20 protein-coding genes and 1 pseudogene are annotated in these 21,422 nt (G+C 66.0%); 10 read left to right on the top strand and 11 right to left on the bottom strand.

Features of this window, described 5'->3' with window-relative positions; translation table 11 throughout:
- The 3 genes and pseudogenes from KYG_RS24490 to KYG_RS15615 all read left to right on the top strand — a co-directional run.
- Positions 1–73: pseudogene (locus KYG_RS24490) on the top strand (transporter); the annotation flags it as partial.
- A 449-nt stretch (positions 74–522) separates the two neighbouring features.
- Complete coding sequence (locus KYG_RS15620; RefSeq protein WP_008905896.1) at positions 523–942, top strand: GreA/GreB family elongation factor; 420 nt, start codon at positions 523–525, stop codon at positions 940–942.
- Positions 943–1,092: 150 nt separating this feature from the next.
- On the top strand, positions 1,093–2,046 hold the full coding sequence (locus tag KYG_RS15615; RefSeq protein ID WP_008905895.1) for a universal stress protein: 954 nt from the start codon (positions 1,093–1,095) through the stop codon (positions 2,044–2,046).
- 41 nt (positions 2,047–2,087) lie between these two features.
- On the opposite strand, the gene KYG_RS15610 is transcribed toward KYG_RS15615, so the two are convergent.
- Positions 2,088–3,182, bottom strand: a complete 1,095-nt coding sequence (locus KYG_RS15610) for a serine hydrolase (protein WP_008905894.1) — start codon at positions 3,180–3,182, stop codon at positions 2,088–2,090.
- A gap of 34 nt (positions 3,183–3,216) precedes the next feature.
- Positions 3,217–4,020, bottom strand: a complete 804-nt coding sequence (locus KYG_RS15605; protein WP_008905893.1) for a sigma-70 family RNA polymerase sigma factor — start codon at positions 4,018–4,020, stop codon at positions 3,217–3,219.
- A 115-nt stretch (positions 4,021–4,135) separates the two neighbouring features.
- Between KYG_RS15605 and KYG_RS15600 the strand changes: the two genes are divergently transcribed.
- A complete protein-coding gene (locus KYG_RS15600; RefSeq protein ID WP_008905892.1) occupies positions 4,136–4,732 on the top strand; it encodes an ATP-dependent Clp protease proteolytic subunit in 597 nt (198 codons plus the stop codon).
- Between the two features lie 230 nt (positions 4,733–4,962).
- On the opposite strand, the gene ligD is transcribed toward KYG_RS15600, so the two are convergent.
- The 3 genes from ligD to KYG_RS15585 form a co-directional block, all read right to left on the bottom strand.
- Entirely contained in the window at positions 4,963–7,590 is a 2,628-nt protein-coding gene (ligD, locus tag KYG_RS15595; protein ID WP_008905891.1) for a DNA ligase D, read from the bottom strand.
- Positions 7,591–7,596: 6 nt separating this feature from the next.
- Positions 7,597–8,622 carry a Ku protein gene (locus tag KYG_RS15590; protein ID WP_008905890.1) on the bottom strand — a complete coding sequence of 342 codons (1,026 nt, stop codon included), beginning with the start codon at positions 8,620–8,622 and terminating at the stop codon, positions 7,597–7,599.
- Positions 8,623–8,761: 139 nt separating this feature from the next.
- Positions 8,762–10,267, bottom strand: a complete 1,506-nt coding sequence (locus KYG_RS15585) for an iron-containing redox enzyme family protein (RefSeq protein ID WP_085942597.1) — start codon at positions 10,265–10,267, stop codon at positions 8,762–8,764.
- A 239-nt stretch (positions 10,268–10,506) separates the two neighbouring features.
- Here KYG_RS15585 and KYG_RS15580 point away from each other — a divergent pair, with 239 nt between their 5' ends.
- The 3 genes from KYG_RS15580 (at position 10,507) to KYG_RS15575 (ending at position 11,644) form a co-directional block, all read left to right on the top strand.
- Entirely contained in the window at positions 10,507–10,725 is a 219-nt protein-coding gene (locus tag KYG_RS15580) for a hypothetical protein (protein WP_008905888.1), read from the top strand.
- A gap of 454 nt (positions 10,726–11,179) precedes the next feature.
- A complete protein-coding gene (locus KYG_RS24850; protein ID WP_008905887.1) occupies positions 11,180–11,326 on the top strand; it encodes a hypothetical protein in 147 nt (48 codons plus the stop codon).
- A gap of 81 nt (positions 11,327–11,407) precedes the next feature.
- Complete coding sequence (locus KYG_RS15575; protein WP_008905886.1) at positions 11,408–11,644, top strand: hypothetical protein; 237 nt, start codon at positions 11,408–11,410, stop codon at positions 11,642–11,644.
- A gap of 458 nt (positions 11,645–12,102) precedes the next feature.
- Here the strand turns inward: KYG_RS15575 and KYG_RS15570 are convergent, their stop codons facing one another.
- Both KYG_RS15570 and KYG_RS15565 read right to left on the bottom strand, forming a co-directional pair.
- Positions 12,103–12,621, bottom strand: a complete 519-nt coding sequence (locus KYG_RS15570; RefSeq protein WP_008905884.1) for a hypothetical protein — start codon at positions 12,619–12,621, stop codon at positions 12,103–12,105.
- 65 nt (positions 12,622–12,686) lie between these two features.
- Positions 12,687–13,352 carry a YkgJ family cysteine cluster protein gene (locus KYG_RS15565; protein WP_008905883.1) on the bottom strand — a complete coding sequence of 222 codons (666 nt, stop codon included), beginning with the start codon at positions 13,350–13,352 and terminating at the stop codon, positions 12,687–12,689.
- A 107-nt stretch (positions 13,353–13,459) separates the two neighbouring features.
- Between KYG_RS15565 and selD the strand changes: the two genes are divergently transcribed.
- Together selD and mnmH are read left to right on the top strand one after the other, a co-directional pair.
- On the top strand, positions 13,460–14,497 hold the full coding sequence (gene selD, locus KYG_RS15560) for a selenide, water dikinase SelD (RefSeq protein ID WP_008905882.1): 1,038 nt from the start codon (positions 13,460–13,462) through the stop codon (positions 14,495–14,497).
- Between the two features lie 25 nt (positions 14,498–14,522).
- Positions 14,523–15,629 carry a tRNA 2-selenouridine(34) synthase MnmH gene (gene mnmH, locus KYG_RS15555; protein ID WP_008905881.1) on the top strand — a complete coding sequence of 369 codons (1,107 nt, stop codon included), beginning with the start codon at positions 14,523–14,525 and terminating at the stop codon, positions 15,627–15,629.
- Positions 15,630–15,670: 41 nt separating this feature from the next.
- Here the strand turns inward: mnmH and KYG_RS15550 are convergent, their stop codons facing one another.
- The 4 genes from KYG_RS15550 to lexA all read right to left on the bottom strand — a co-directional run bounded on the left by KYG_RS15550 (position 15,671) and on the right by lexA (position 20,366).
- A complete protein-coding gene (locus KYG_RS15550) occupies positions 15,671–17,980 on the bottom strand; it encodes an ATP-dependent DNA helicase (protein ID WP_008905880.1) in 2,310 nt (769 codons plus the stop codon).
- Entirely contained in the window at positions 17,977–18,852 is an 876-nt protein-coding gene (locus KYG_RS15545; protein ID WP_008905879.1) for a hypothetical protein, read from the bottom strand. The genes KYG_RS15550 and KYG_RS15545 overlap by 4 nt, the downstream gene beginning before the upstream one ends.
- 145 nt (positions 18,853–18,997) lie before the next feature.
- Complete coding sequence (locus KYG_RS24725) at positions 18,998–19,150, bottom strand: hypothetical protein (protein WP_008905878.1); 153 nt, start codon at positions 19,148–19,150, stop codon at positions 18,998–19,000.
- Between the two features lie 541 nt (positions 19,151–19,691).
- On the bottom strand, positions 19,692–20,366 hold the full coding sequence (gene lexA / locus KYG_RS15535) for a transcriptional repressor LexA (RefSeq protein WP_008905877.1): 675 nt from the start codon (positions 20,364–20,366) through the stop codon (positions 19,692–19,694).
- An 89-nt stretch (positions 20,367–20,455) separates the two neighbouring features.
- Here lexA and KYG_RS15530 point away from each other — a divergent pair, with 89 nt between their 5' ends.
- Positions 20,456–21,400, top strand: a complete 945-nt coding sequence (locus KYG_RS15530; RefSeq protein ID WP_034694908.1) for an asparaginase — start codon at positions 20,456–20,458, stop codon at positions 21,398–21,400.
- Positions 21,401–21,422: the final 22 nt, after the last annotated feature.

Genomic DNA, 21,422 nt, shown 5'->3' with positions numbered 1-21,422 from the left:
CCTGGGCCTCATCGTCGGCTCCGACGTGGTGGCGCTGGTCAAGTCCACGGAGGTGTCGATTGCGAAGCTGTGACGCGGCCCCATCGGCCAGAGTTTGAGTGAAAAAAATGCCCCAGCGCTTGATGGTAAAGCGCTGGAAGCTACTAATTTCATAGCTATTTCGGCCTGCGCTATGTGACAGATGGCAGGGCTCGAAGCTCCATGCGGGCCCGCCTATCTGGCACGAACCCTGGGGCCATTGGTCCCGAAAGCGTGCAGGCGGCCTACACTCGGGGCCATGACGACCCTCCTTGTATGCACTACTGCTGCCCTGGCTGCGCTGCTCCACGCAGCGGCCTGCGCGCGAGCGCAGGCCAAGAAGAACGCGCGTCGTCAGCTGACGCCAGCACATTCCTGAGCCCGGCGGCACACTTTCTCCTCACCCCTTTCAAGCGCAACCATCCACCGCCGGGCACCAGCCATGCGCGGTAGCGGCCGTCTGTTCCCATGGGACGACCGCCGCATTTGATGGAGTGCCAATTCATGCATGCAGCAGCAGTTGTTGATGTTGTGGTTCACGGCGAGCGCACGCTCACCGATCTGGATTATTCGCGCCTGACCAAGCTGGTGGGCAACCGGCTTCCCCCCGTGCTGGATGACCTGCTGGCCAATGCAGACATCACCAGCTCGCGCACCGTGCGGGGTGACGTGGTCACGATGTATTCGCGTGTTGAGCTGGTAGACGTACACACCCACAGGCGCCAGGTGCTGACCCTGTGCTACCCGCAAGACGCTGAACCTGCCGCTGGCTTCATCTCGGTGCTGTCGCCCGTCGGCATCAGCCTGCTGGGGTTGCGGGCGGGGGATGTGGCCAGGTGGCACACGCCCCACGGGGAAGAGTGCGCGGCCGTGGTCGAGAGCATTCAGTTCCAGCCCGAGGCCACGGGCGACTACCTCACGTAGCCGCCTGTAGCCCCGCTGCGGCCCGGCTGCGGCCCGGCTGCCGCCCGGAACCGCCGCGCCTGCCCCTCATCGCCCCTCCCACCGGCGCCAACCTGTGTTGGCCGCCGCTGCATGGGTGTGCACTGCCCAAAACACAAGGACACGCCTGCCATGACCCTTCGCTCCATCCTCGCCGTTACCGATTTCTCCTTGCAAGGAGGCCACGCCATCGCGCGCGCTGCGCTGCTGTGCGCCGAGCACCGCGCGACGTTGAAACTTGTTCACCTGGCCCACCCTGACGAGGCGCCCCCGCCCGACGCGGCCGTGCGCCTGGCGCACCACGCGCTGCAGCTCAGGCAGCGCCACCACATCCCGGTGCAAGCGGCAACCCGCATGGACCTCACTGCGGCAGACGTGGCGCGCGAGGCGGCACATGCCGACCTCGTGGTGTGGGGCACCACCCCCGAGCGTGGGCTGGGTGCCTGGTTTCGCGCCCATCCCGCCGTGCGCATGCTGCGGGCGTGCCAGCGGCCGGTGCTGGTGGTGCGCAAACTGGCTGCCCAGCCGTACCAGAGCCTTCTGGTGGCGGTGGATTTTTCGCAGGTGTCGCAACGTCTGGTGGAGCTCGGTTATGCCCTGCAACCGTCTGCGCGCATCGAGCTGTTTCACGCCATTGATACGACCAACGAGGGCAAGTTGCGCCATGCCGAAGTGTCCGAGCGCGCCATCCGCGCGTACCGCGAAGAGTGTCAGCGGTTTGCGCAAGACAGGATGTTCACGCTCGCCGATTCGTATGACGCGCGCCGCAACCGCCTTTCATCCACCATCGGCCGGGGCGACCCTGCCCGGCAGGTGGTGGTGCAGCAGCAGCACACGGCGGCCGACCTGATCGTGGTAGGCAAGCACCCGGCCTCCGTGCTGTCGGATCTGGTTTTTGAGAGCGTGGCCCAGCGCATCCTGCGTGACGCGCGCACCGACGTACTGGTGGTGCCGCACGGGTTTCAGCCCGCCACGCGCGCGGCGGCCGCAGAGCGCCTGGCCACAGACCTGCCCGCGCGCCGCGTGAAGGCGGGCCCACCGCGGCTGCCACGCTACCCCAACCCGGCCGCGCTCGGACGCCCGTGACCGGGTAGGGGGCCACGCAGGGTGGAGTGCGAAAGCGCAAGCTATTGCGCCATGCGCGCGCCGAGGATCAGCTCCAGCAGCCTGGCGAACTGCGCATCGCTCACCACGTTGCTGGAGAAGTCGGTATTCACCCGGTGCACCACCACCAGGTCGTACGCCGGCACCACCACCACCATGTGCCCGCCGTACCCCTGCGCCGAGAAGGTGCCTGCGGGCACCTTGATGGAGGGCAGGTGGCGCCCGTCCACCGACACCCACCACATGTACCCGTAGCCTCCGTCCACCCCGGTGTCTGAATGAGGCTCAAGGCTCTGGCGCACCCAGTCGGCGGGCACCACCTGCTTGCCAGCCCATTGCCCACCGCGCAGGTACAGCAGCCCGAAGCGGGCCAGGTCGCGTGCCGACATGCGCATGGGGTACGCGGCGTGCACGGAGTCCTTGCCGGTGTGGTAGCTGCCGTCCTGCGCGCGCCAGTCCTGCATCTGCAGCGGCTGTGCCAGCTGGTGGGCAAATGCGGTGTAGATGCTGGTCTTCGTACGCGCTTCGTAAATGGTGTTCAGCGCGTTGAAGTCCCAGTTGTTGTAGTACCAGAACGAACCCGGCGCGTGGCTGCCGCGCGCAGGCCGTTTTGCTGCCATTGCTGCCGTTTCGTACAGGGCGGGGTGGTAGATGCCCGAGCGGGACTTGAGCAGGTCTGCCACCGTGGCCTGTTTTTCAGAGGGGGTCAGTGCCGGCTCGTTGTCGTCCACACCCAGTTCGGCCAGCGTGGCATCCAGCCGCACCTGACCACTGGCCACCGCAGCGCCCATCAGGCTGCTCAGAATGCTTTTGCGGATGGAGTGGATGTTGAAGCGCTCGTCGGTACGGCCCCACTCATCCAGTACCTGGCCGTTGAGCACCAGCATGACGGCTGAAGTGTCGAGTCTTTCGGAGTGCTTGCGCGCCAGCGCCAGCTTTGCGCTGGACCAGCCCACGGCTTCTGGTGACGCGATGCGCTGCCATTGCGCTGAAGGTACGTGGGTGTCCTCCGCTGGAGCCGCCATGGCCTGGCTGGCCCACAGGAACAGAAGGGCGATGGCGGCAACCGAGCGCAATGGCGTTTTGTCTTTCTCGCTTGCTCGCAGGGTCGTCTGCATAGGGTGCGGCAGGAGTTGGTCTGCGGCGCCGCAGTTACAACACCACAGCCTCCGCATCGCGCTCGGAATGCGCGCCCAGCGACACCACACACAGCGTGACGCCGTCCAGCGTGAGCACCAGGCCCAGCTGCCCGCCGACCTGCACAACGCCGCAGGTTGTCACGGGCGGGGCTGCTGCAGCTTTGGTGGCCGAGGGGTTGAAACCCACCGCAGCCAAGGCGCTGATCGGCGGCTGGCGCAGCATGGCCCACAGCGTTTGCGGGTCCCGCAGCTGAAGGGACTGCACGTACATCCGCAGGGCGGTTTCTTCGCTCGCATCCTGTTCCCGCACAGGGTGGGGCACTGGCACGCTGCCCGCTTGCCGCAACCGCAGCAGGGCCCGGCGCAACTGCTGGCGGCTGGCGGCTTCAGTGCGGCCGGTGGCCTGTGCTAGCTCGGCATGGCTGACTTCGAACACCTCGTGCAGCAGCACGGCTGCGCCGTCCGCGGGGGCCACGTGGGCTGCCAGCATGCGCAGGGCGTGGCGGGCTTCTTGGGCCAGCACTGCGTCTGCTTCGGCAGAAGGTGATGCCGCAATGGTGGTCGCGTTGTCGGTCACGCCCGTCACCCAGTGCTGCATCCACTGCTGCCTGCGCAGACGGTCGATGGCCAGATTGCGCACCACCGTCAGCAGCCAGGCTTGCGCTGCGTTCAGCTCCAGCGCGTCGGCCTCCAGCGCGCGGACATAGGCGTCCTGCACGGCGTCTTCGGCGTCTGCGGGGCCCAGCAGGCGGGCGGCGGCACGCACCAGACGGCGACGGTCACTGTCGAGGAGGGCCAGCAGTTGGTTGTCTTGCATTCCGAAATCTTGCCATAGCCTGATGGCCACCGTGATCACGGGTCAGATCATGGGCCCGATGTCACCAAACCCGTGCGTCATTCGTCATGGCAGTTCACATGCAAGGACCTGAACCATGGACAACCCAGAAACTCCCACGCCATCCAGCGCCACCGAGCCGCGCACCTCCTACCTGGAGGAAAAAGCCTTCAAGGCACGTACCTTGCTGATCTTTGGCACCGTGACGGACGTGACCGCAGCGGATGTCACGCGCCGCCTGATCGCGCTGGACGCCGACAGCGCCGACCCCATCGACATTCTGGTCAGCTCACCCGGCGGGCACCTGGAGTCTGGCGACGCCATCCACGACGTGGTGCGGTTCATCGCTGCGCCGGTCAACATGATCGGCACCGGCTGGGTGGGCAGCGCCGCCACGCACCTGTACCTGTCGGTGCCCCGCGAGCGGCGCTACTGCCTGCCCAACACGCGCTTTCTGATTCACCAGCCCAGCGGCGGCTCTGGCGGCCCGGCCAGCGACATCGCCATCCAGGCCCGCGAGATCGTTAGAGCCCGCGAACGCATTGCCCGCACCATCGCGCGCGAGACCGGCAGGTCGATGGAGGAGGTGTTGCTGGATATTGAACGCGATCGGTGGTTGTCTGCCGAGGAGGCGGTGGACTACGGGCTGGTGTCGCGCATCATCGAACGCAAGACGGAGCTGCGGGCTGCGTGAATGCACGCAGCGCCCAGAATTTGAAAAAAATAGGGCGCTACCGCTTACTGGGTAAGCGCTGGCAGCTATTCTTTTTGAATGATGGTGCAGGCCGTGACTTGTCTCACACGGTTCGTTCACCCGGCGTACCGGAAGCGCCGCGCGAGGCTTCGACGGACTCAGCCCGACCAGGTGTTTCAAGTTCAATCGGGCTGACTCAAGAATGATGCTGTCAGCCGGTCAGTCCTCAGTCACTCAGTCCATCCAGCCCGCCCGAGCGCCTTGATCGCCGCGGTCAACGACACCGCCGCCTGGTCATAGCCGTGCCAGGGGCCGTTGCCGGTGCGCAGCCGGCGTCCCACGGATGGCACCGTCCAGTGCGCGCCGCTGGTGATCTTGGTGAGCTCGTCCCAGGCCACGGGGACCGACACGCCCATGCCCGGGCGGGCGCGGGCTGTCCAGGCGGTGGCGGTGGTGGCACCCAGGCCGTTGCGCAGGTAGTCGGCAAAGATCTTGCCCACGCGGTTTTTGGGCCCGCTCTTGGCCACAAAGCGTTGGGGGATGGTGCGGGCCAGGTGCTGAACGACCTCGTGGCTGAAGCCTTTGACCGTGTCCCAGTCGTGCAGCCGCTTGATGGGCACGACGATGTGCAGGCCCTTGCCGCCGCTGGTCTTCAGGAAGGCGGGCAAGCCCAGTTCGGTCAGCATCAGGCGCACCAGGGTGGCGGCCTCCTGCACGTGCTCCCACGGCACGCCCTCGCCAGGGTCCAGGTCAAAGGTGAGGCGGTCGGGGCGGTCTATCTTGTCCTTGCGGGCGTTCCAGGTGTGAAACTCCACCGTGTTCATCTGCGCTGCCGACAGCAGCCCCTCGGGGTTGGCCACCTCCAGCAGCGGCGGGTGGGCCGGGTACAGCGCTTGCGCAAGCTCCCTGATGCCCTGGACGCCCTTCACGCGCCCCACATCCCAGTGCTTTTGAAAGAACAGCTCACCTTCCACCCCCTCCGGCGCACGCACCAGCGAAGTGGGACGGGCTTTCAGGTGCGGCATCAACAGCGGCGCCACGGTGGCGTAGTAGCGCACCAGATCCATCTTGGTAAGGCCGGTGGTGGGGTCGATCACGCGGTCTGCGCTCGACACCCGCACGCTGCCCACGGGCGCGGATGAAGATTTGGCGGGCGCGTCTGAATTCGCGGATTGCGCAGCATCGGTGGCGCTGGAGGCTGTCGCCGAAGAAGTCTTCTTGCGCATGGGCTGGGGCTTTTCCTGGCGGATGTCACGGGGTGGCTTGTCGCTGCGCAGGCCCTTGAACACGGCGTGGCGTATGCGCCCCTCCTGCGTCCATTCTGCAAACGACACCTCAGCGATCAGCTGTGGCTTCACCCAGTGCGGATTTTTGTCGATGGCTTCGGGGTGGGCAAACGGGCTACGGGATGCCTTGAGCTTTTGCAGCTGTGCGTGCAGTGCGGCCAGCTGCTTCTGGCTGAACCCGGTGCCCACGTTGCCCGTGTAGCGCAGGCTGCCATCTGCGTCATGCACCCCCAGCAGCAGCGACCCCAGGCCCGTGCGGGAGCCCTGAGGGTCGGTGTACCCGCCGATCACGAACTCCTGGCGGTGGCTGCATTTGAGCTTGATCCAGTCATTGCTGCGGCGTGACAGGTAGGCACTGTTCCTGCGCTTTCCCATCACACCTTCAAACCCGAGCTGGCAGGCCGATGCAATCAGGTCTGATGGCAAGGCTTCAAACGCTTCGCTGAAACGGACGCGGTCGGTGGTGGCTGCGTTGGCAATGGCCTCAAGACGCGCTCTGCGCTCCACCAGCGGCAGGCTGCGCAGGTCTTGCCCGTTGGCGAACGGCAGGTCGAACACGTACAACACCAGCGCCTCCGTCGCCTCGCCATCGAAGGCATTCTGCAGCGCCTGAAAATCCGGAATGCCGTGCGCATCAGGCATCAGCACCTCGCCATCGATCCAGCCGGATTCGAGTGGCAGGCTGGCCACGGCTTCGGCCAGGCGCGGCATTTTCGCGGTCCAGTCGTTGCCATTGCGGGTAAAAAGCTGCGCCTTGCCAGCCTCCACCCGAGCCATCAGGCGGTAGCCATCAAACTTCAGCTCCCAGATCCAGTCGCTGGTGTCCGCAGGCGGGCCTTCTACCAAGCTGGCCAGCTGGGGAGAGAGCGCATCGGGCAGGGCGGCATGCGGTGCCTTGCGCTCGGCACGTCCGACACGTCCGTTGCGCTCTGCATGCCCGGAGCGGGCCGGTTGGGCTGGCGCGTGCGGAGCTGCGGGCTGTGCGTTCCCGGGCGGGGAGGGGGGCAACAGTGGCGCAAGGTCAGTGACGCTGTCGGGCATCTCGTCCACCACACTGAACTCCGCAGCCGGGCGCTCCAGCCCGTCGCGTTCCTTGATGAGCAGCCAGGGCGGCTGGCGCTCGTCGCCACGGCCGTGCATGCGCACCAGGGTCCAGTGCCCCTGCAGCTTGTGCCCGTGCAGAACGAACTTGAGCTTGCCCGCCCGGTAGCCCTCGGCCGCGTCACCCACGGGTTGCCAGTAGCCGCGGTCCCAGATGATCACGCGCCCTGCGCCGTATTGCTTGGGCGGTATCTGCCCCTCAAAGCTGTTGTACGAAATGGGGTGGTCTTCCACCTGCACCGCCATGCGTTTGTCGGCCGGGTCCAAGCTGGGGCCCTTGGGCACCGCCCAGCTCTTCATGGTTCCATCGATCTCCAGTCGCAGGTCGTAGTGCAGGCGGCTGGCCCAGTGTTTCTGGATGACGTATTGCAGCGCCTCCACACCGGGCGTGCCGCCCTCGGCTGGCTCGGGCGTCACACTGAAGTTGCGCTTCTTTTTGTAGGGGGCGAGCGCATCGGTGGTGTCGGCCATGGTGTGTCAGGCCGCGCGGCGTGCGGGTTTTTTGGCGGTGGGCCTGGTGGCCCGGGCGGCCGGAGTGCTTTTGGCGGCAGCGGCGGGCTTTTGGGCAGCCGCTTTTTTGGCGGCAGGCTTTTTGGCGGGGGTGGCTGGAAGCCGGGTCACGGTGCCTTTGCCCCTTGCTGCTGCGCCGCTGGCGGGCTTGTCGGCAGGGCGTGGACCCTTGCCTTCCAGACTGCGTTTGAGCAGAGCGGTGAGATCGAGCACCTCGGCGCCGGCAGATACCGTGGGGCCGCTTTCCACTTTGGCAACATCGGCGATGTCGCCCGCCTGCGCCTTGCGTTCCACCAGCTCGTGGATCTGGTCAGCAAACGAGTTGCGGAAGTTGTCAGCGTCCCACTTTTGCGTCATGTCCTCGATCAGCTGCACGGCCATGGTCATCTCGGCGTCTTTGATGCCTGCGGCCTTGGCATCCAGTGGCGGCAGGTTCAGCTGCTCGAACGAGCGGATCTCGCCGCCCCAGCGCAGCAGGTTCAGGATCAGCGCCCGCCCGCACGGAATCAGCACAGCCAGGTGCTGCTTGGTCTGTATGACCACCTTGGCCACCCCCACCTTGTTGGTATTGCGCAGCGCTTCGCGCAACAGTGCGTACACCTTTTCACCGCGCTTGAGCGGTGCGGTGTAGTAGGGCCGCTCCAGGTACACAAACGGAATTTCGTCGGCGTCCAGAAACGCTTCGATCTCAATGGTCTTCGTCACCTTCGGGAACGCCGCGGCAATTTCTTCGGGCGTAAGCACCACGTAGCGGCCATCTTCGTACTCGACGCCCTTCACGATGTCGCTGCTGGCAATCTCCTTGCCGGTGACCTTGTTGACGCGCTTGTAGCCCACCGGCTGCATGGAGCGCTTGTCCAGCCAGTCGAAGTCGATGCCCGAGCTGGTGGTGGCCGAATACAGGCCGACGGGAATGTGCACCAGCCCGAAGCTGATGGCGCCTTTCCACATCGTGCGCGTGGACGTGGGTGCTTGGCCTGAGGTGTCTGCCATGGCGACGCTCTCGATTCAAAGGAGTTGACGGAGGGAGGCTCCAAGGTAGTGCCGGCGCAGCAGGCTTGGTGTAGGACAAGCTCAAGGCACGCGGTAGGGCCATGCAGACCCCCGTGAACACCCGCTGCTCACACGCTGGTCACACGCTGTAAGTGCGCTCGACAAACGCCTGGGTTGCCACCAGGCCCGCAGGCGTCCAGTGCAGGGCGGGAGACATGGCGCGCACCAGCAGGTCGCGCTGCTCGGCGGGTGCAAGGGTGGGAAGCCGCTCACGCAACAGCGACAGGTCGGTATCCAGCCACTGCGACGTGCTGCCCGCAGGGGCGGCAGAGCCGGCAGTGCCGCTGCGCCCCGCGCGCGCTTGCCGCAGCCGTTCGGCCACGCGAAAGCTCACCGGCCGGCGCGGCAATTGCGGCAGGCCATCGGTGCCGTGGGCGCCAGCCGCTGCCTCAAAGGCGGCCCCGTCGGCGCTGGCGTCGCCACGCAACCAGTCGTGTATCACCTGCAACTCGTACGGAGAAAACACACCAAACATCTCCGCGCGGTCTCCCTGCAGCAGGTTCCAGAACCGGCTTTCGGTGGCGGGCTGGTTTTTCCTGATCCAGCCTGCCTGCTCCAGGGCTGCCAGGAATGCCGGGACCTCCTGCGGGTCCGCCAGCCAGTCGTTGACCTTGCGGCCGGCCACTTTGCAGAAGTCGGAATGGGCGCCATGCCCGGCGGGCGCCTTCTGCGCAAAGATGCGCACGACTTCCTGGTCAATGTCGAAGCTGCGGATGACATCGAGCGTACCCACGCCCACGTCACCCAGGCGGGCGCCGGCGCGCACGCGGCGCCAGTATTCGCCGCCGTCGTCCATGCGCGGCGCGGCGTCGATGGCTGCCTGGCAAGCGCGCCGTGCGTGGCCGGTGTCGGCGTTGTCCACGGTCACATGCAGCGTGAAGTAATACGGGTCGATGCCCAGCTCATTGAGTTCGTAGGCCGTGATCAGCAGGTGCAGCGGCAGCTGTTCGTAGGCCAGGTTGAAGCCCACGATTTCGGGCAGAAACTCCTGCGCGTTCCAGCCCAGCGCCAGCTGGATGAGGCCTTGCTGGTAGTGCGTATCGGGCACTCCATCCAGCGGGTCCAGTCCATAACGGGCCAGCAGGCCGCGGTACAGCGTTACATGGTTCTTGTCGGCATCGCCGTTGCCCAGCTCTTCCAGGTACGTCAGCACCAGGTCGGACAGGCGCGGGTTGTCGGCATAGGCGCACAGACCGTAGAGCCAGGCGCCGTCCACCAGTTTGGTCGGAGCCACCTGGCGCAGAAAGTACAGCGCGTGGGCGCGGTTGGTGAAGTACCTGCGCGGCGCACCACCGTGGCGCGCTTGCAGGTAGTTCTGGTACTGCCCATGCACAGAGCGCATGTTGGTTTCCATCCAGTCCACCAGGCTGGCGCCAGTGGCGGGCAGCTCGTCGGCCCCGTTGGCCGTATCCCGCAAGGCATCCCGCAGGAAGTCAGCTGCAGCAGCACGCTCTTGCCCGCCGGGTATGCCATTGGCAAGGGGCTCGTACAGCGATCGGAAGGCATCCGGATTGGCGCTTGGGGCAGCGCCCGGCTCGCGCGGAAGGGTAGACGTGACGGATGGTGCTTTGAGTAGGGCAGACATAAAAGGGGGGATAAGGTGCCGACATGGCAGACATCCCTAGGATGGCCGCACCATCGTCCTTCCGGCATCGGGCCGAAGCCCTTGCCTGCGTGGGCTTGCTCCTACGGCGATGCATGGCGCACCCGCCCCCTTGTCGCGCTTACTTCCCTGTCGGGGGTGTGGAATTGCGTATTTGTTACCGAGAATGACTACGTCGCTCACCACAATGCGATTTCGGATATGCCTGCAGGAGATACGACATGCCGTTTGAATACCTTCGAGAAATCGCGCAGTCACAGCTTCCGCTCACCGTGGACCAGGAAGCCAACATCGACAAGCTGCGGGTGCTGCGCGCGGCGGATCTGGTGTCGGTGATGCTGCCGGGGGCAAAGTCCGAAACGCAGACCTTTGCCCGGGTGCTGGCCATCACGCCCAAGGGGCGCAAGGTGCTTGCCCAGGAGCTGGACCGATCTTTATGACGCGGCTGCGGACAGCGCTTTCTTGTTCTCCACGCCCCACGCGTGCTGTGGCAAGTCGCTGAAGTACCCGCTGCCGGGATGGCGAAGCGGTATTACGGTTCAGGTTTCGCCCCTCGTCGCATGACGGTGACGCACAGGGCATCTCGGTCATCTCCAGAAACCGCTCCAGCGTCAGCAGCACGACCTGCTGGCGCGCGCCGTGTTTCCGGTGCAGCGTTTTCTTCATTGCAGTGGTCCTTTCAGAAGGCGTTGCCTGCCAACGACGGTAGCGACCTGCAAACGCATCGCCGGTAGGGTGGCACCGCGGCAGCCTGTAGGCGCGGGCGACTCCCCCTGAGGGGGCATAACTTCTGATGCCTGGAGTCAATGTTGTCTGACGTTGTGGCAACGCCCGCCGCGGGTTAATGGAGCCAGGCAAAGCGCCCACCCACCGCCCCCGTCTCAGGAGACCGCCATGTCCGACAGCCACCGCACCGGGCCCCACATGCTCAAGCCGCGCGCACTCAAGCGCATGCGGCAGTCACAGGCGGCGTTGCGGCCACAGCGCGAGCCATTGCGGTTCCCCGAGCCCGAGCCGCCGGTGTGGAAGCCGCTGGGCTGATGCTGCGGTCTCCATCGCATTGCCTTTTAGTCCACATGCACCCGATGCATTCTTTATTGCACACCAACCCGGAGCAACGCCATGACAGCCAAACCACCTTTCCCAGACTTCAACCAATACGGACTCAAGGATGAGGATGGCCCACCCAAGCAGACCTACGCCAACCGCGCAGGGGGCGAACAGCCCGGCGTGGGCCCGGCCGATGCGGTGGACGCGTCCGGTCACAGGCTGGGAAAAACGGATTCGCATCCGGATCAAAAGCCTTCTTCACGCATGGGCCGTGCGGACATCGGCGAGACGGACAACAAGAGGCGTTAAGCCGGTTTTGCTGCACCAGTTCTTTCATCCATTGCCATGAACCCGTCCGGATACCAGCCCAACGACCTGCCGCCAGCGCGTCCCGCGCCTTATCCCTCAGGTACGCCAGGCGACTGGCGCACTTTTGGGGTGGGGGTGCTTTTGATAGGGCTCCTTCTGTGCGTATTGGCGTTTGCTCCGACGGGTGCCGACGCAGTGCGGGGCGCGATCGCTGAGGACCCCGCCTCCCGCACCACCCCCACCCCGCCAGCGGTGCCCCTGGAACTGCACCAGAGCCAGGCACGCGCTGCCGAAAGCACATTGGGGCAGCCGGTGACTGCCGGGGGGCTGTAATCGGTGCCAAATTGGCCTCCAGCGCTTGATGGATATGCGCTGACAGCTATCAATTATGTAGTAAAAAGCTAGAGACAAGATGCAAGAACCCATCGCAGGTCTTGCCTTGTGCATGGCTGCCTGCGTCAGCGCGGCAGGCACCCGGCAAAACCGCTGGGGCCCAGCGCTGACACGTCCGCCAGCGTCAGCGCCTGCGTCTGGTCGTTCTGGCCTGGAATCTTGGTGAGCCGCTGCCCGTTTTGCCAACGCCACTGGTTGCCGTCAAAGCTGTACACAAACGTATGCGTGCGGTTCGATAGCAGGTGTGCAGGTGTGAGGGTAATGGCCTGGGCCTCTGGCTGCGTGGCGGCGGTGGCCTGTGCTTCGTTGTCCTTCACCACGATCTTGCCCACGTAGGGCGTGACCGGCGACTCGGTGCGGTTCAGCTCACGCTGCACCAGCGCGGGGCTGTAGCCGGTCTTGATCCACTCGCCACTGGCCCCAGGGCGCACGTGGGGCTCGCGCGCTGCCAGAAACTCCGTGCACGCCGCCACCAGAGCGTCAAAACCCGCTGGCGCGCGGCCATCGGGTTCGGGTTTGCTGCAGCCCACCAGGGGCACTATCAACAGCAGGGCAGCAGCGAAGGGTCGCAGGGGCAAGGGCATGTGTGTCGGTATGGTTGTGGGCAGACTCATTGTGTGCGGATGCGGGCTGCCCGGCTTGACGGGTGTCAAGATGCATTGCTTTCGCGAGCCGGTTTCAGCGCGGCGGCGTCTGCCTGGTACCAGCGGCCCAGTGCCGATGCGTCGGTCAGCGCTGCCAGCACGGCCGCGTTCAGCTCGTGTGCGCTGGCAGGCAGCTGCACGGCCTGGTACGCCTGCGCGGTGCCCGCCATCAGTGCCTCGGCGTCGAGCAGCAGGCGCAGGTTTTGGGGAATCAGCGGCGCCAGCGTGGCGCAGTGGTGTACCGACAGCGAATGGGCCTTGCGGCAGGCGCCGGGGCGCACGCTGTAGATGGAGCAGCGGTCTTCTACCAGAAAACCGCAGGGCTGGCGGGCCGTGTTTGCATCAGCCTGGGCGACATGCTGGCGAAGCCGGGCCGTGGCGGCGTCCACGCTGCCTACCCCCTCGGCCACCAGGTGCAGCGCTATGCGAAACACCTCGGGCTCTGTGGCCTCTACCCGCACATGGCAGCAATGGGCGCAACCAGCCGTGCAGTCGGGCACGGGGCCTGCGGCGGCAGACTGTGTGGCCACGGTGTCCAGGCTGTGGTGCAGCTGCGCAGTGAAGGCGACCGCACCCTCCGCGGTGCCGGTGCGTTGGAGCGCGTGCACCGCCAGAGCACGCACACGGGCGATGGATTCCTCAAATGCAGATTGTTCGTCGTGGGACAGCATGGGGTGTCTTATACCTTCGGGATGGCATGCCCCTGCCGGGTTTCAGGGCTGGGCAGGCGTTGCCTTGCTATATTGGTCGGCTTTGTCACCACCGAGATGCACCCCCCATGACCGAGCCCATTCGCCTCACCCAGTACAGCCACGGCGCCGGTTGTGGCTGCAAGATCAGCCCCAAGGTGCTGGACGTGATCCTGGCGGGCAGCGGTTCGCAAACGCTGGACCCGCGCCTGTGGGTGGGCAACACCTCGCGCGACGATGCGGCCGTGTATGCGCTGGACGGCGAGCGCGGCGTGGTGTCCACCACCGATTTCTTCATGCCCATCGTCGATGACCCGTATGACTTTGGCCGCATTGCCGCCACCAACGCCATCAGCGACATCTACGCCATGGGCGCCGATCCGTTGATGGCCATTGCCATTCTGGGCTGGCCCGTCAACGTGCTGCCCCCCGAGGTGGCGCGCGACGTGGTGCGCGGCGGGCGGGCTGCGTGCGATGCGGCGGGCATACCGCTGGCAGGCGGGCACTCCATCGATGCGCCCGAGCCCATCTTTGGCCTGGCGGTGACGGGCGTGGTGGACAAGCAGCACTTGAAGCGCAACGACACCGCCACCGCCGGGTGCCGCCTGTACCTCACCAAGCCGCTGGGCATTGGCATCCTCACCACCGCCGAGAAAAAGTCGAAACTGCGGCCCGAAGACGTGGGCGTGGCGCGCGACTGGATGTGCACGCTGAACACCCCCGGCAGCCGCTTTGGCAAGCTGCCCGGCGTGGCCGCCATGACCGATGTGACCGGCTTTGGTCTGCTTGGGCACCTGGTGGAGATGGCCGAAGGCAGCGGGTTGACCGCGCAGATCGACTACGCCGCCGTGCCGCGCCTGGCGGGCGTGTCGCACTACCTGGCCGAGGGCTGCGCACCCGGCGGCACGCTGCGCAACTTTGACAGCTACGGCCACCAGATTGCCCCGCTGGCGCAGGAAGAACACAAGCTGCTGCTGTGTGACCCGCAAACCAGCGGCGGTCTGCTGGTGGCGGTGACGCCCGAGGGCGAAGCGGAGTTTCTGGCAGTGGCCGCCGGGCTGGGGCTGGCCCTTGAGCCCATCGGGCAGATGACAACGCGACAGCAGTTTGCCGTGGAAGTGCGCTGAAACCTCGAACACACGCCATACACCCATGCGCGACAACCTCACCGACTACGCACACATCTTTCTGAACGATGTGCCCATGATGGACGTGCGTGCGCCGGTGGAGTTTGCGCAGGGCGCGTTTCCAGGCACCGTCAATCTGCCCCTGATGGACGACAGCGAGCGGCAGAAGGTAGGCACCTGCTACAAGCAGCAGGGCCAGCAGGCGGCCATTGCGCTGGGCCACACACTGGTGTCCGGGCGCACACGGCAAGACCGTATAGAAGCCTGGGCCGGGTTTGCCAGGGCGCACGCACAGCACGGGGTGCTGTACTGCTTTCGTGGCGGGCTGCGCTCGCAGATCGTGCAGCAGTGGCTTTACAGCGAGGCGGGTATTGCCTACCCGCGCGTCATTGGCGGCTACAAGGCCTTGCGAAGCTTTTTGCTCGACACCACCGAAGCGGCCGCGTCGCAGTGCGGTTTTTATGTACTCAGTGGCCTGACCGGCACGGGCAAGACGGAACTGCTGGCGCAGCTGCCCCACGGGCTGGACCTGGAAGGCCATGCCAACCACCGCGGCTCCAGCTTTGGCAGCCGCGTTAGCGGCCAGCCCGCGCAGATCGATTTTGAGAACCGCCTGGCCATCGACATCCTGAAAAAACGCGCAGCAGGCCACCAGACCCTGGTGGTGGAAGACGAAGGCCGCCACGTGGGCAGGTGCGCCGTGCCGCTACCGTTGCGCCAGCGGCTGGAGCAGGTGCCCATCGTCTGTCTGACGGACGACTTTGACGGCCGCGTCGAGCGCATATTGCAGGACTACGTGGTGCAGCAATGCGCCGCTTTTGTGGCCGCGCAGGGGCCGCAGGCGGGTGTTGACCTGTTTGCCGCACGCCTGCTGGAGAGCCTGGACAAACTGGTCAAGCGTCTGGGCGGGACACTGCACCAGAGCCTGCGCGCGGCAATGCAACGCGCACTGGCGGTGCAGAAAGACACCGGCAACGCCGAGTTGCACCGCGACTGGATCACCGTGCTGATGCGCCATTACTACGACCCCATGTACGCCTTTCAGCGCAGCAACCGCGCGGAACGCATTTGCTTTGAAGGGGACCATGCGGCCGTGCTGGCGTATTTGCGCGAACATCCTCTGGGCGGCTGACAGGCGGCAGGCTGTTTTAGCAGCCGTCAGCGCCGCCGCCACTACGCATTGCGCTCAGGCACTGCCCACCAGCCAGGCAGCAGCCTGCGCACCTCATCGCGCGCGAACCGGTCGTCCATCAGATGCACCACGCCCTCGTCGCTGGGCGTGCGTATCACCCGCCCCGCCGCTTGCACGACCTTTTGCAGGCCAGGGTACAGGTAGGTGTAGTCATACCCCGCGCCAAACAGCGCCTGCATGCGCTCGCGGATCTGCTCGTTCACCGGGTTGACCTGCGGCAGCCCCAGGGTAGCCAGAAAAGCGCCGATGAGCCGGTCGCCCGGCAGGTCGATTCCCTCGGCAAACGCACCGCCCAGCACCGCGAATGCAATGCCCTGGCCGGAGTCGGTGAAGCGGGCCAGAAACTCGCGCTGCTCGCCCTCCAGCATGCGGCGCGCCTGTGCCCAGTGCGGCACGCCGGGGTGCTGGTTTGCAAACAGGGCGGCCGCTTGCTGCAGGTAGTCGTAGCTGCTGAAAAACGCCAGATAGTTGCCCGGCCGCACGCGAAACTGCTGGGCCATCAGCGCGACGATGGGCGCCAGCGATGCACTGCGGTGCGTGTAGCGGGTGGAGATGTGCCGTGCCACCTGCACCTTGAGCTGCGCAGCGGCAAACGGCGATTCCACATCCACCCACACATGGTCTTCGGGCAACCCCAGCAAGTCGGCGTAGTAGCGCGCGGGCTGCAGCGTGGCCGAAAACAGCGTGCAGGTGTGCGCGGCGGCAAAACGCGGCTGCAGAAACGGTGCGGGCACCACGTTGCGGATGCAGACCACCGAATCGCCTGGCCTGGGAGCCCCATGGGGCCCGGCTGCACGAGCCTGGGTGATGTCCACCATCGAATGCGCGTCCAGCAGGTCGGCCATGCGCTGCAGATGCAGCGCGTCGAAGTAGAAGGTCTGCAGTGCGCCAGCGGGCTCGGCAGGGTGGTCGGTGAAATGCTCGCTGAGGGTGGTGGTGCACTGCTGCAGCGCGGCCCGCAGCCTGTCGGGGAAGTCTTTCAGCACCGTGTAGGGCGCAGTGTGCGCCTTGTTCAGTGCCACCCAGGCGCGGCGCACCTTGTCGAGCGCCTTTTTGACGGCGGCGTGCTGCACGGCGGTGGAGCTGCGGCGGGCCTGCTGGAGCGATGCAGGGTGCAGCTCGGCGGTGTACATATTGCGGCCGCGATCTACCAGGTTGTGCGCTTCGTCCACCAGCAGGGCCGTGCGCCAGCCATTGGCTTGTGCCAGGCCGTAGAGCAGGCCACCCAGGTCAAAGTAATAGTTGTAGTCGCCCACCACCACGTCGGCCCAGCGGGCCAGCTCCTGGCTCAGGTAGTAGGGGCAGACGTGGTGCTGCAGGGCCACCTCGCGCACGCGGGTTTGCAGCAAGGCGGCAGGTTCCCCTGTGGTGGTGGCAATGGCTGCGGCGCGGGCGGCGGGCAGCCGGTCATAAAAGCCCCGGGCCAGCGGGCACGATTCGCCGTGGCACGCGTTGCCCGGGTGTTCGCAGGCGTTGTCGCGCGCCACCAGCTCCAGCACCCGCAGGGGCAGGGCCGGGGCGCTGTCCGAGAGGCGCGCGAGCGCATCCAGCGCTGTCTGGCGCCCCGAGGTCTTGGCGGCCAGAAAAAACACCTTGTCGATGCGCTGTGCCGGTGCGGCCTTGAGCAACGGGAACAGTGTGCCCATGGTCTTGCCAATGCCGGTGGGGGCCTGCGCCAGCAGGCAGCGCCCCGCTACCGCCGCCTTGTAAACCGCCTCTGCCAGCGGGCGCTGGCCGGTGCGAAAGCCACCAAACGGAAAGGTCAGCGCGTTCAGTGCCGCATCGCGCATCGCGCGGTGGGCCACCTGCTGTTCGGCCCAGGCGATGAAGCGCTGGCAGTGGGCGTCGAAGTGCTGGCGCAGTGCGTCGGCGCTGCAGCGTTCGGTGAACACCGTTTCCTGCTGCGTGCCCACTTCCACATACACCAGCGCCACGTCAATGTGCGTCAGCTGGTACCGTTCGCACAACAGCCAGCCATACACCTTGGCCTGGGCCCAGTGCAGCTGGCGGTGTGATGCAGGCTGGCGGTCGAGCCGGCCCTTGAAGGTCTTGATCTCGTCGATGCGCTGGGCCTGCGCGTCATAGCCATCGGCGCGGCCCCGCACCTGCAGGCCCAGGTAGCCGCCGCTCAGGGCCACTTCTGCCCGGTAACCGGGGCCCCGGCGCGAGGCGGCCTGCGCATGGCCCGCCATGCCTTCCAGCGCGGTAGGTGCCGGGGTGAAGCGCAAGTCCAGATCGCCTTCCTTGGCCGTGAACTCACACAGCTCGCGCACTGCCACGGTATAGGTCACGGCGGGCCGTCCTGCGGTGCCGCTGGCCCCGTGCCCGGCGCTGGTTCACCCAGGTGGCACTGGACCCCTTGCTCTTCAGCGCGCAGCGGGGTGGATTTGCACAACGCCATCCAGACGGCAAACGGCAGGGTGCAGCTGCGATGCCGCGCGGGTCGCAATTGCTCAAACCGGCCGGTGTCCAGCCCGCCGTGCAGCACCCAGATGCCAAACTGCTCGGGTATCTCCTCGGGCTCTGCAATGCCTGCCGGGAACACGTAGTAGCACTCCTCGCACAGCCAGTGGTAGGCCTGCCGCTTCGCCTCATGCCGCAGGTCTGACAGCAGGTCGGCACGGCTGTATTTGATCTCGTGCACCATGGGCTGCAAGTACGAAGGTACCGAGGTGTTGCGCACCGAATACAGGTCAGGGCGGGCCATGCGCCATACGTTGGCGGCCCGCCGTGCGGCGGGGGTGTCGTCGCCTCCGGCCCACAAGGCAGACTGCAAGGGCGTCGAGGGAGTTGCAGTGGTGATCGCTGACAGGGGGCGTTCAGCGGGTGGTACGGACTGCTGGGCCGCGCAAGCTTCTGCGCATGCTGCTGCGCATGCTGCTGCCGCAGGGTGTTCGAGCAGTGCATGCAATGACAGTTCTGCCCACACAATGCGCCCGCCCTGCATCAACTGCGCAGCAAACTTGTGTGCCAGCCTGTCATGGCTGCTCACCGCGCGCACGTTGCGCTGGCGCGCAGCGGCCAGTGTACGGATGCCGTCTTCAGTCAGCTTCAGTGTTTCCAGCCCACCGGGGTCTGCGTGCAGTGCAATACATCCGGCAGCCAGCAGATCAATTTCGATCCCATCCCTGCACGGCCAGCCCGCCGACCGCCAGACCTGCATCAGACGTGTGTGGTGATGGCGGGTAAGGCGGATGGGTGGGGCAGGGTCTGGCAAAGGGGCGTTGGGTGACGTCATGAAATACGACCGAGCCACGCTGCATAGCCCGGCAGGGCCTTGCCGGGCTGTGCGATGGAGTTGTCCATTGTCAAACGTGCATGACCGCCCTGGAGCCTCCATAGGCCTGCAGCGCTGCCTCAGAGGCGGCCAGGCGGTCAAGCTCTGCGCACACGTCGGCCATGCGTCCGGCAATGACAAGCCGGCCCGTACCGCCCGGCGCAGCGGCCTTGCGCACGACCATGTTGGGCCGGCGTGCCGTGGCGGGCGCAGCCCATGGCGAACCTGTGGCATTGCAAGAAGGCGCCAACGGCAAAAAACCTCTGCCGGGTGCCTGTGCCAGCCGGCTCCGGGTTCTGGCTGAAGGGGCCGGGGGTTGACGGTGAACGGCCAGTTGCCACGCGGCGGGCGCTGGCCGGGAAGGATCGCCGGACGGTTCTGGGGCGCCCGCGGTGTGTCCGGCGTCACGGCATGGTCGTGCGGCGCGGGGGCCTGCGCAGGCCGGGTGACCGGCGTGGCATGGGCGGTGGATTGTTGAGCCAAAGGGCTTGTGTGGTGCAGCCAGCGGGCCAGGTGGCGCAGCGGGCGGACGAGCGTCGAAAGGGTGGTCAAGGCAATTCCCATGTGAAAACTCCGAAGGTCGGGGGTTGGACACAGGCAGGATTGCGAAGTGAACCGGCGCCGCAGGGCTGGCGTACCGGCAAAACCGGTACGCCAAACGCCCGCCACCTGCAGCGCGGCAGCTCGCGAACAGGTTCGCGAGGGGATGCGAAGGAGCGCTCTGGCTACATCAGCATGGTGTTCCGGATGAGGCCGACGGCCAGGCCTTCAATCTCAAACGGTTCACCGGGCTGCACGACGATGACCGGGTAGTCGGGGTTTTCGGGCAGCAGTTCGATGGCGGTTGCGGTACGGCGCAGGCGCTTGACGGTGACGTCGTCTCCGAGGCGGGCCACGATGATCTGGCCGTTGCGCGCTTCGCGGGTGGACTGCACCGCAAGCAGGTCACCATCCATGATGCCGGCGTCGCGCATCGACATGCCGCGCACCTTGAGCAGGTAGTCTGGCTTGTGCTGAAACAGGCTGTTTTCCACGCTGTAGGTCTGGTCCACATGCTCCTGCGCGAGAATGGGTGAACCCGCCGCCACGCGGCCCACCAAAGGCAGTACCAGCTGCGACAGGCCCGGGATGGGCAGGCTGAACTGGTTGCCGCGCGCTGCGTTGATGGAGCGCACGGTTTCGCTGCGCAACCGGATGCCGCGGGATGTGCCGCTGACCAGCTCGATCACCCCCTTGCGGGCCAGGGCCTGCAGGTGCTCTTCAGCGGCATTGGCCGACTTGAACCCCAGCTCGGCGGCAATTTCTGCCCGTGTGGGCGGGGCGCCGGTGCGGGCGATGGCAGTCTGGATGAGATCCAGAATCTGTTGCTGGCGGGCTGTGAGTTTGGGGTTGTCGAGCATGGTGGTTCCCGTTGGAGGCAGCTACAGTGGCGCACAACTGTTTTTTAATCCAGTAACTGTATTTTTCACCAGTTTTTCGGAGTGCGCAAGTGAGTGGGCAAAAAATTGTGGTTTTGGGCACCGGGGGCACGATTGCGGGCACCTCGGCGCAGGCGGGGGACAACATTGGCTACACGGCGGCCCAGGTGGGTGTCGCGCGGCTGCTGGAGGCCGTGCCCGGGTTGCAGGCGATGGCGGGCACGCTGCTGGCCGAGCAGGTGGCCCAGATTGACAGCAAGGACATGGACGGGGAGGTGTGGCGTGCTCTGGCCCTGCGCTGCGCCCACCATCTCACAGACCCTGAGGTGCGCGGCATCGTCATCACCCACGGCACCGACACGCTGGAGGAAACCGCCTGGTTCTTGCACCAGGTGCTGGACGCCCGAAAGCCCGTGGTGCTGACCTGCGCCATGCGCCCGGCCACCGCGCTGGCGCCCGATGGCCCCCAGAACCTGCTGGACGCCGTGACCGTGGCGACGGCGCCCGGCGCCACTGGCGTGCTGACGGTGGCCGCCGGGGAGGTGCATGGCGCGCGGCACGTGCAGAAGGTGCATCCGTACCGTGTCCACGCTTTCACGTCGGGCGATGTGGGACCTCTCGCGTTTGTGGAAGAGGGGGCTGTGCGTTTGACGCAAAATTGGCCTCCATCGCTTGATGGTAAAGCGCTAATAGCTATTGAAAAAATAGCAAACATCGCCACTTGGCCCCGCGTGGAAATTGTCGTCAGCCATGCAGGCGCCACCGGGGCGGTGGTGGATGTGCTGGTGCGCGATGGCGTGCAGGGCCTGGTGGTGGCCTGCACGGGCAACGGCACCATTCACCATGCGCTGGAGGCAGCGCTTGTGCGCGCGCAGGCGGCTGGTGTGAAGGTGGTGCGGTCTACGCGGTGCCCCCTGGGCCAGGTGCTGCCCAAGCCGGGGGATGTGCTTGCGGATTCGCACGGCCTGTCTCCGGTCAAGGCGCGCATCACCTTGATGCTGGACCTGCTTCGCTAGCCCAAGCCAAGGACTGCACGGT

Source organism: Acidovorax sp. NO-1, assembly GCF_000238595.1.
In the GTDB taxonomy this organism is placed as follows: Bacteria; Pseudomonadota; Gammaproteobacteria; order Burkholderiales; family Burkholderiaceae_C; genus Acidovorax.
Note: the sequence above shows the minus strand (reverse complement) of the source record. Positions and strands in the feature narration are given on the sequence as shown.

What these genes read in the sequence shown, in the direction of transcription:
- KYG_RS15620 (WP_008905896.1), top strand. Translation starts at nt 523, where the DNA reads ATGCATGCAGCAGCAGTTGTTGATGTTGTGGTTCACGGCGAGCGCACG.
- KYG_RS15615 (WP_008905895.1), top strand. Translation starts at nt 1,093, where the DNA reads ATGACCCTTCGCTCCATCCTCGCCGTTACCGATTTCTCCTTGCAAGGA.
- KYG_RS15610 (WP_008905894.1), bottom strand. Translation starts at nt 3,182, where the DNA reads ATGCAGACGACCCTGCGAGCAAGCGAGAAAGACAAAACGCCATTGCGC.
- KYG_RS15605 (WP_008905893.1), bottom strand. Translation starts at nt 4,020, where the DNA reads ATGCAAGACAACCAACTGCTGGCCCTCCTCGACAGTGACCGTCGCCGT.
- KYG_RS15600 (WP_008905892.1), top strand. Translation starts at nt 4,136, where the DNA reads ATGGACAACCCAGAAACTCCCACGCCATCCAGCGCCACCGAGCCGCGC.
- ligD (WP_008905891.1), bottom strand. Translation starts at nt 7,590, where the DNA reads ATGGCCGACACCACCGATGCGCTCGCCCCCTACAAAAAGAAGCGCAAC.
- KYG_RS15590 (WP_008905890.1), bottom strand. Translation starts at nt 8,622, where the DNA reads ATGGCAGACACCTCAGGCCAAGCACCCACGTCCACGCGCACGATGTGG.
- KYG_RS15585 (WP_085942597.1), bottom strand. Translation starts at nt 10,267, where the DNA reads ATGTCTGCCCTACTCAAAGCACCATCCGTCACGTCTACCCTTCCGCGC.
- KYG_RS15580 (WP_008905888.1), top strand. Translation starts at nt 10,507, where the DNA reads ATGCCGTTTGAATACCTTCGAGAAATCGCGCAGTCACAGCTTCCGCTC.
- KYG_RS24850 (WP_008905887.1), top strand. Translation starts at nt 11,180, where the DNA reads ATGTCCGACAGCCACCGCACCGGGCCCCACATGCTCAAGCCGCGCGCA.
- KYG_RS15575 (WP_008905886.1), top strand. Translation starts at nt 11,408, where the DNA reads ATGACAGCCAAACCACCTTTCCCAGACTTCAACCAATACGGACTCAAG.
- KYG_RS15570 (WP_008905884.1), bottom strand. Translation starts at nt 12,621, where the DNA reads ATGCCCTTGCCCCTGCGACCCTTCGCTGCTGCCCTGCTGTTGATAGTG.
- KYG_RS15565 (WP_008905883.1), bottom strand. Translation starts at nt 13,352, where the DNA reads ATGCTGTCCCACGACGAACAATCTGCATTTGAGGAATCCATCGCCCGT.
- selD (WP_008905882.1), top strand. Translation starts at nt 13,460, where the DNA reads ATGACCGAGCCCATTCGCCTCACCCAGTACAGCCACGGCGCCGGTTGT.
- mnmH (WP_008905881.1), top strand. Translation starts at nt 14,523, where the DNA reads ATGCGCGACAACCTCACCGACTACGCACACATCTTTCTGAACGATGTG.
- KYG_RS15545 (WP_008905879.1), bottom strand. Translation starts at nt 18,852, where the DNA reads ATGCAGGTCTGGCGGTCGGCGGGCTGGCCGTGCAGGGATGGGATCGAA.
- KYG_RS24725 (WP_008905878.1), bottom strand. Translation starts at nt 19,150, where the DNA reads ATGGTCGTGCGCAAGGCCGCTGCGCCGGGCGGTACGGGCCGGCTTGTC.
- lexA (WP_008905877.1), bottom strand. Translation starts at nt 20,366, where the DNA reads ATGCTCGACAACCCCAAACTCACAGCCCGCCAGCAACAGATTCTGGAT.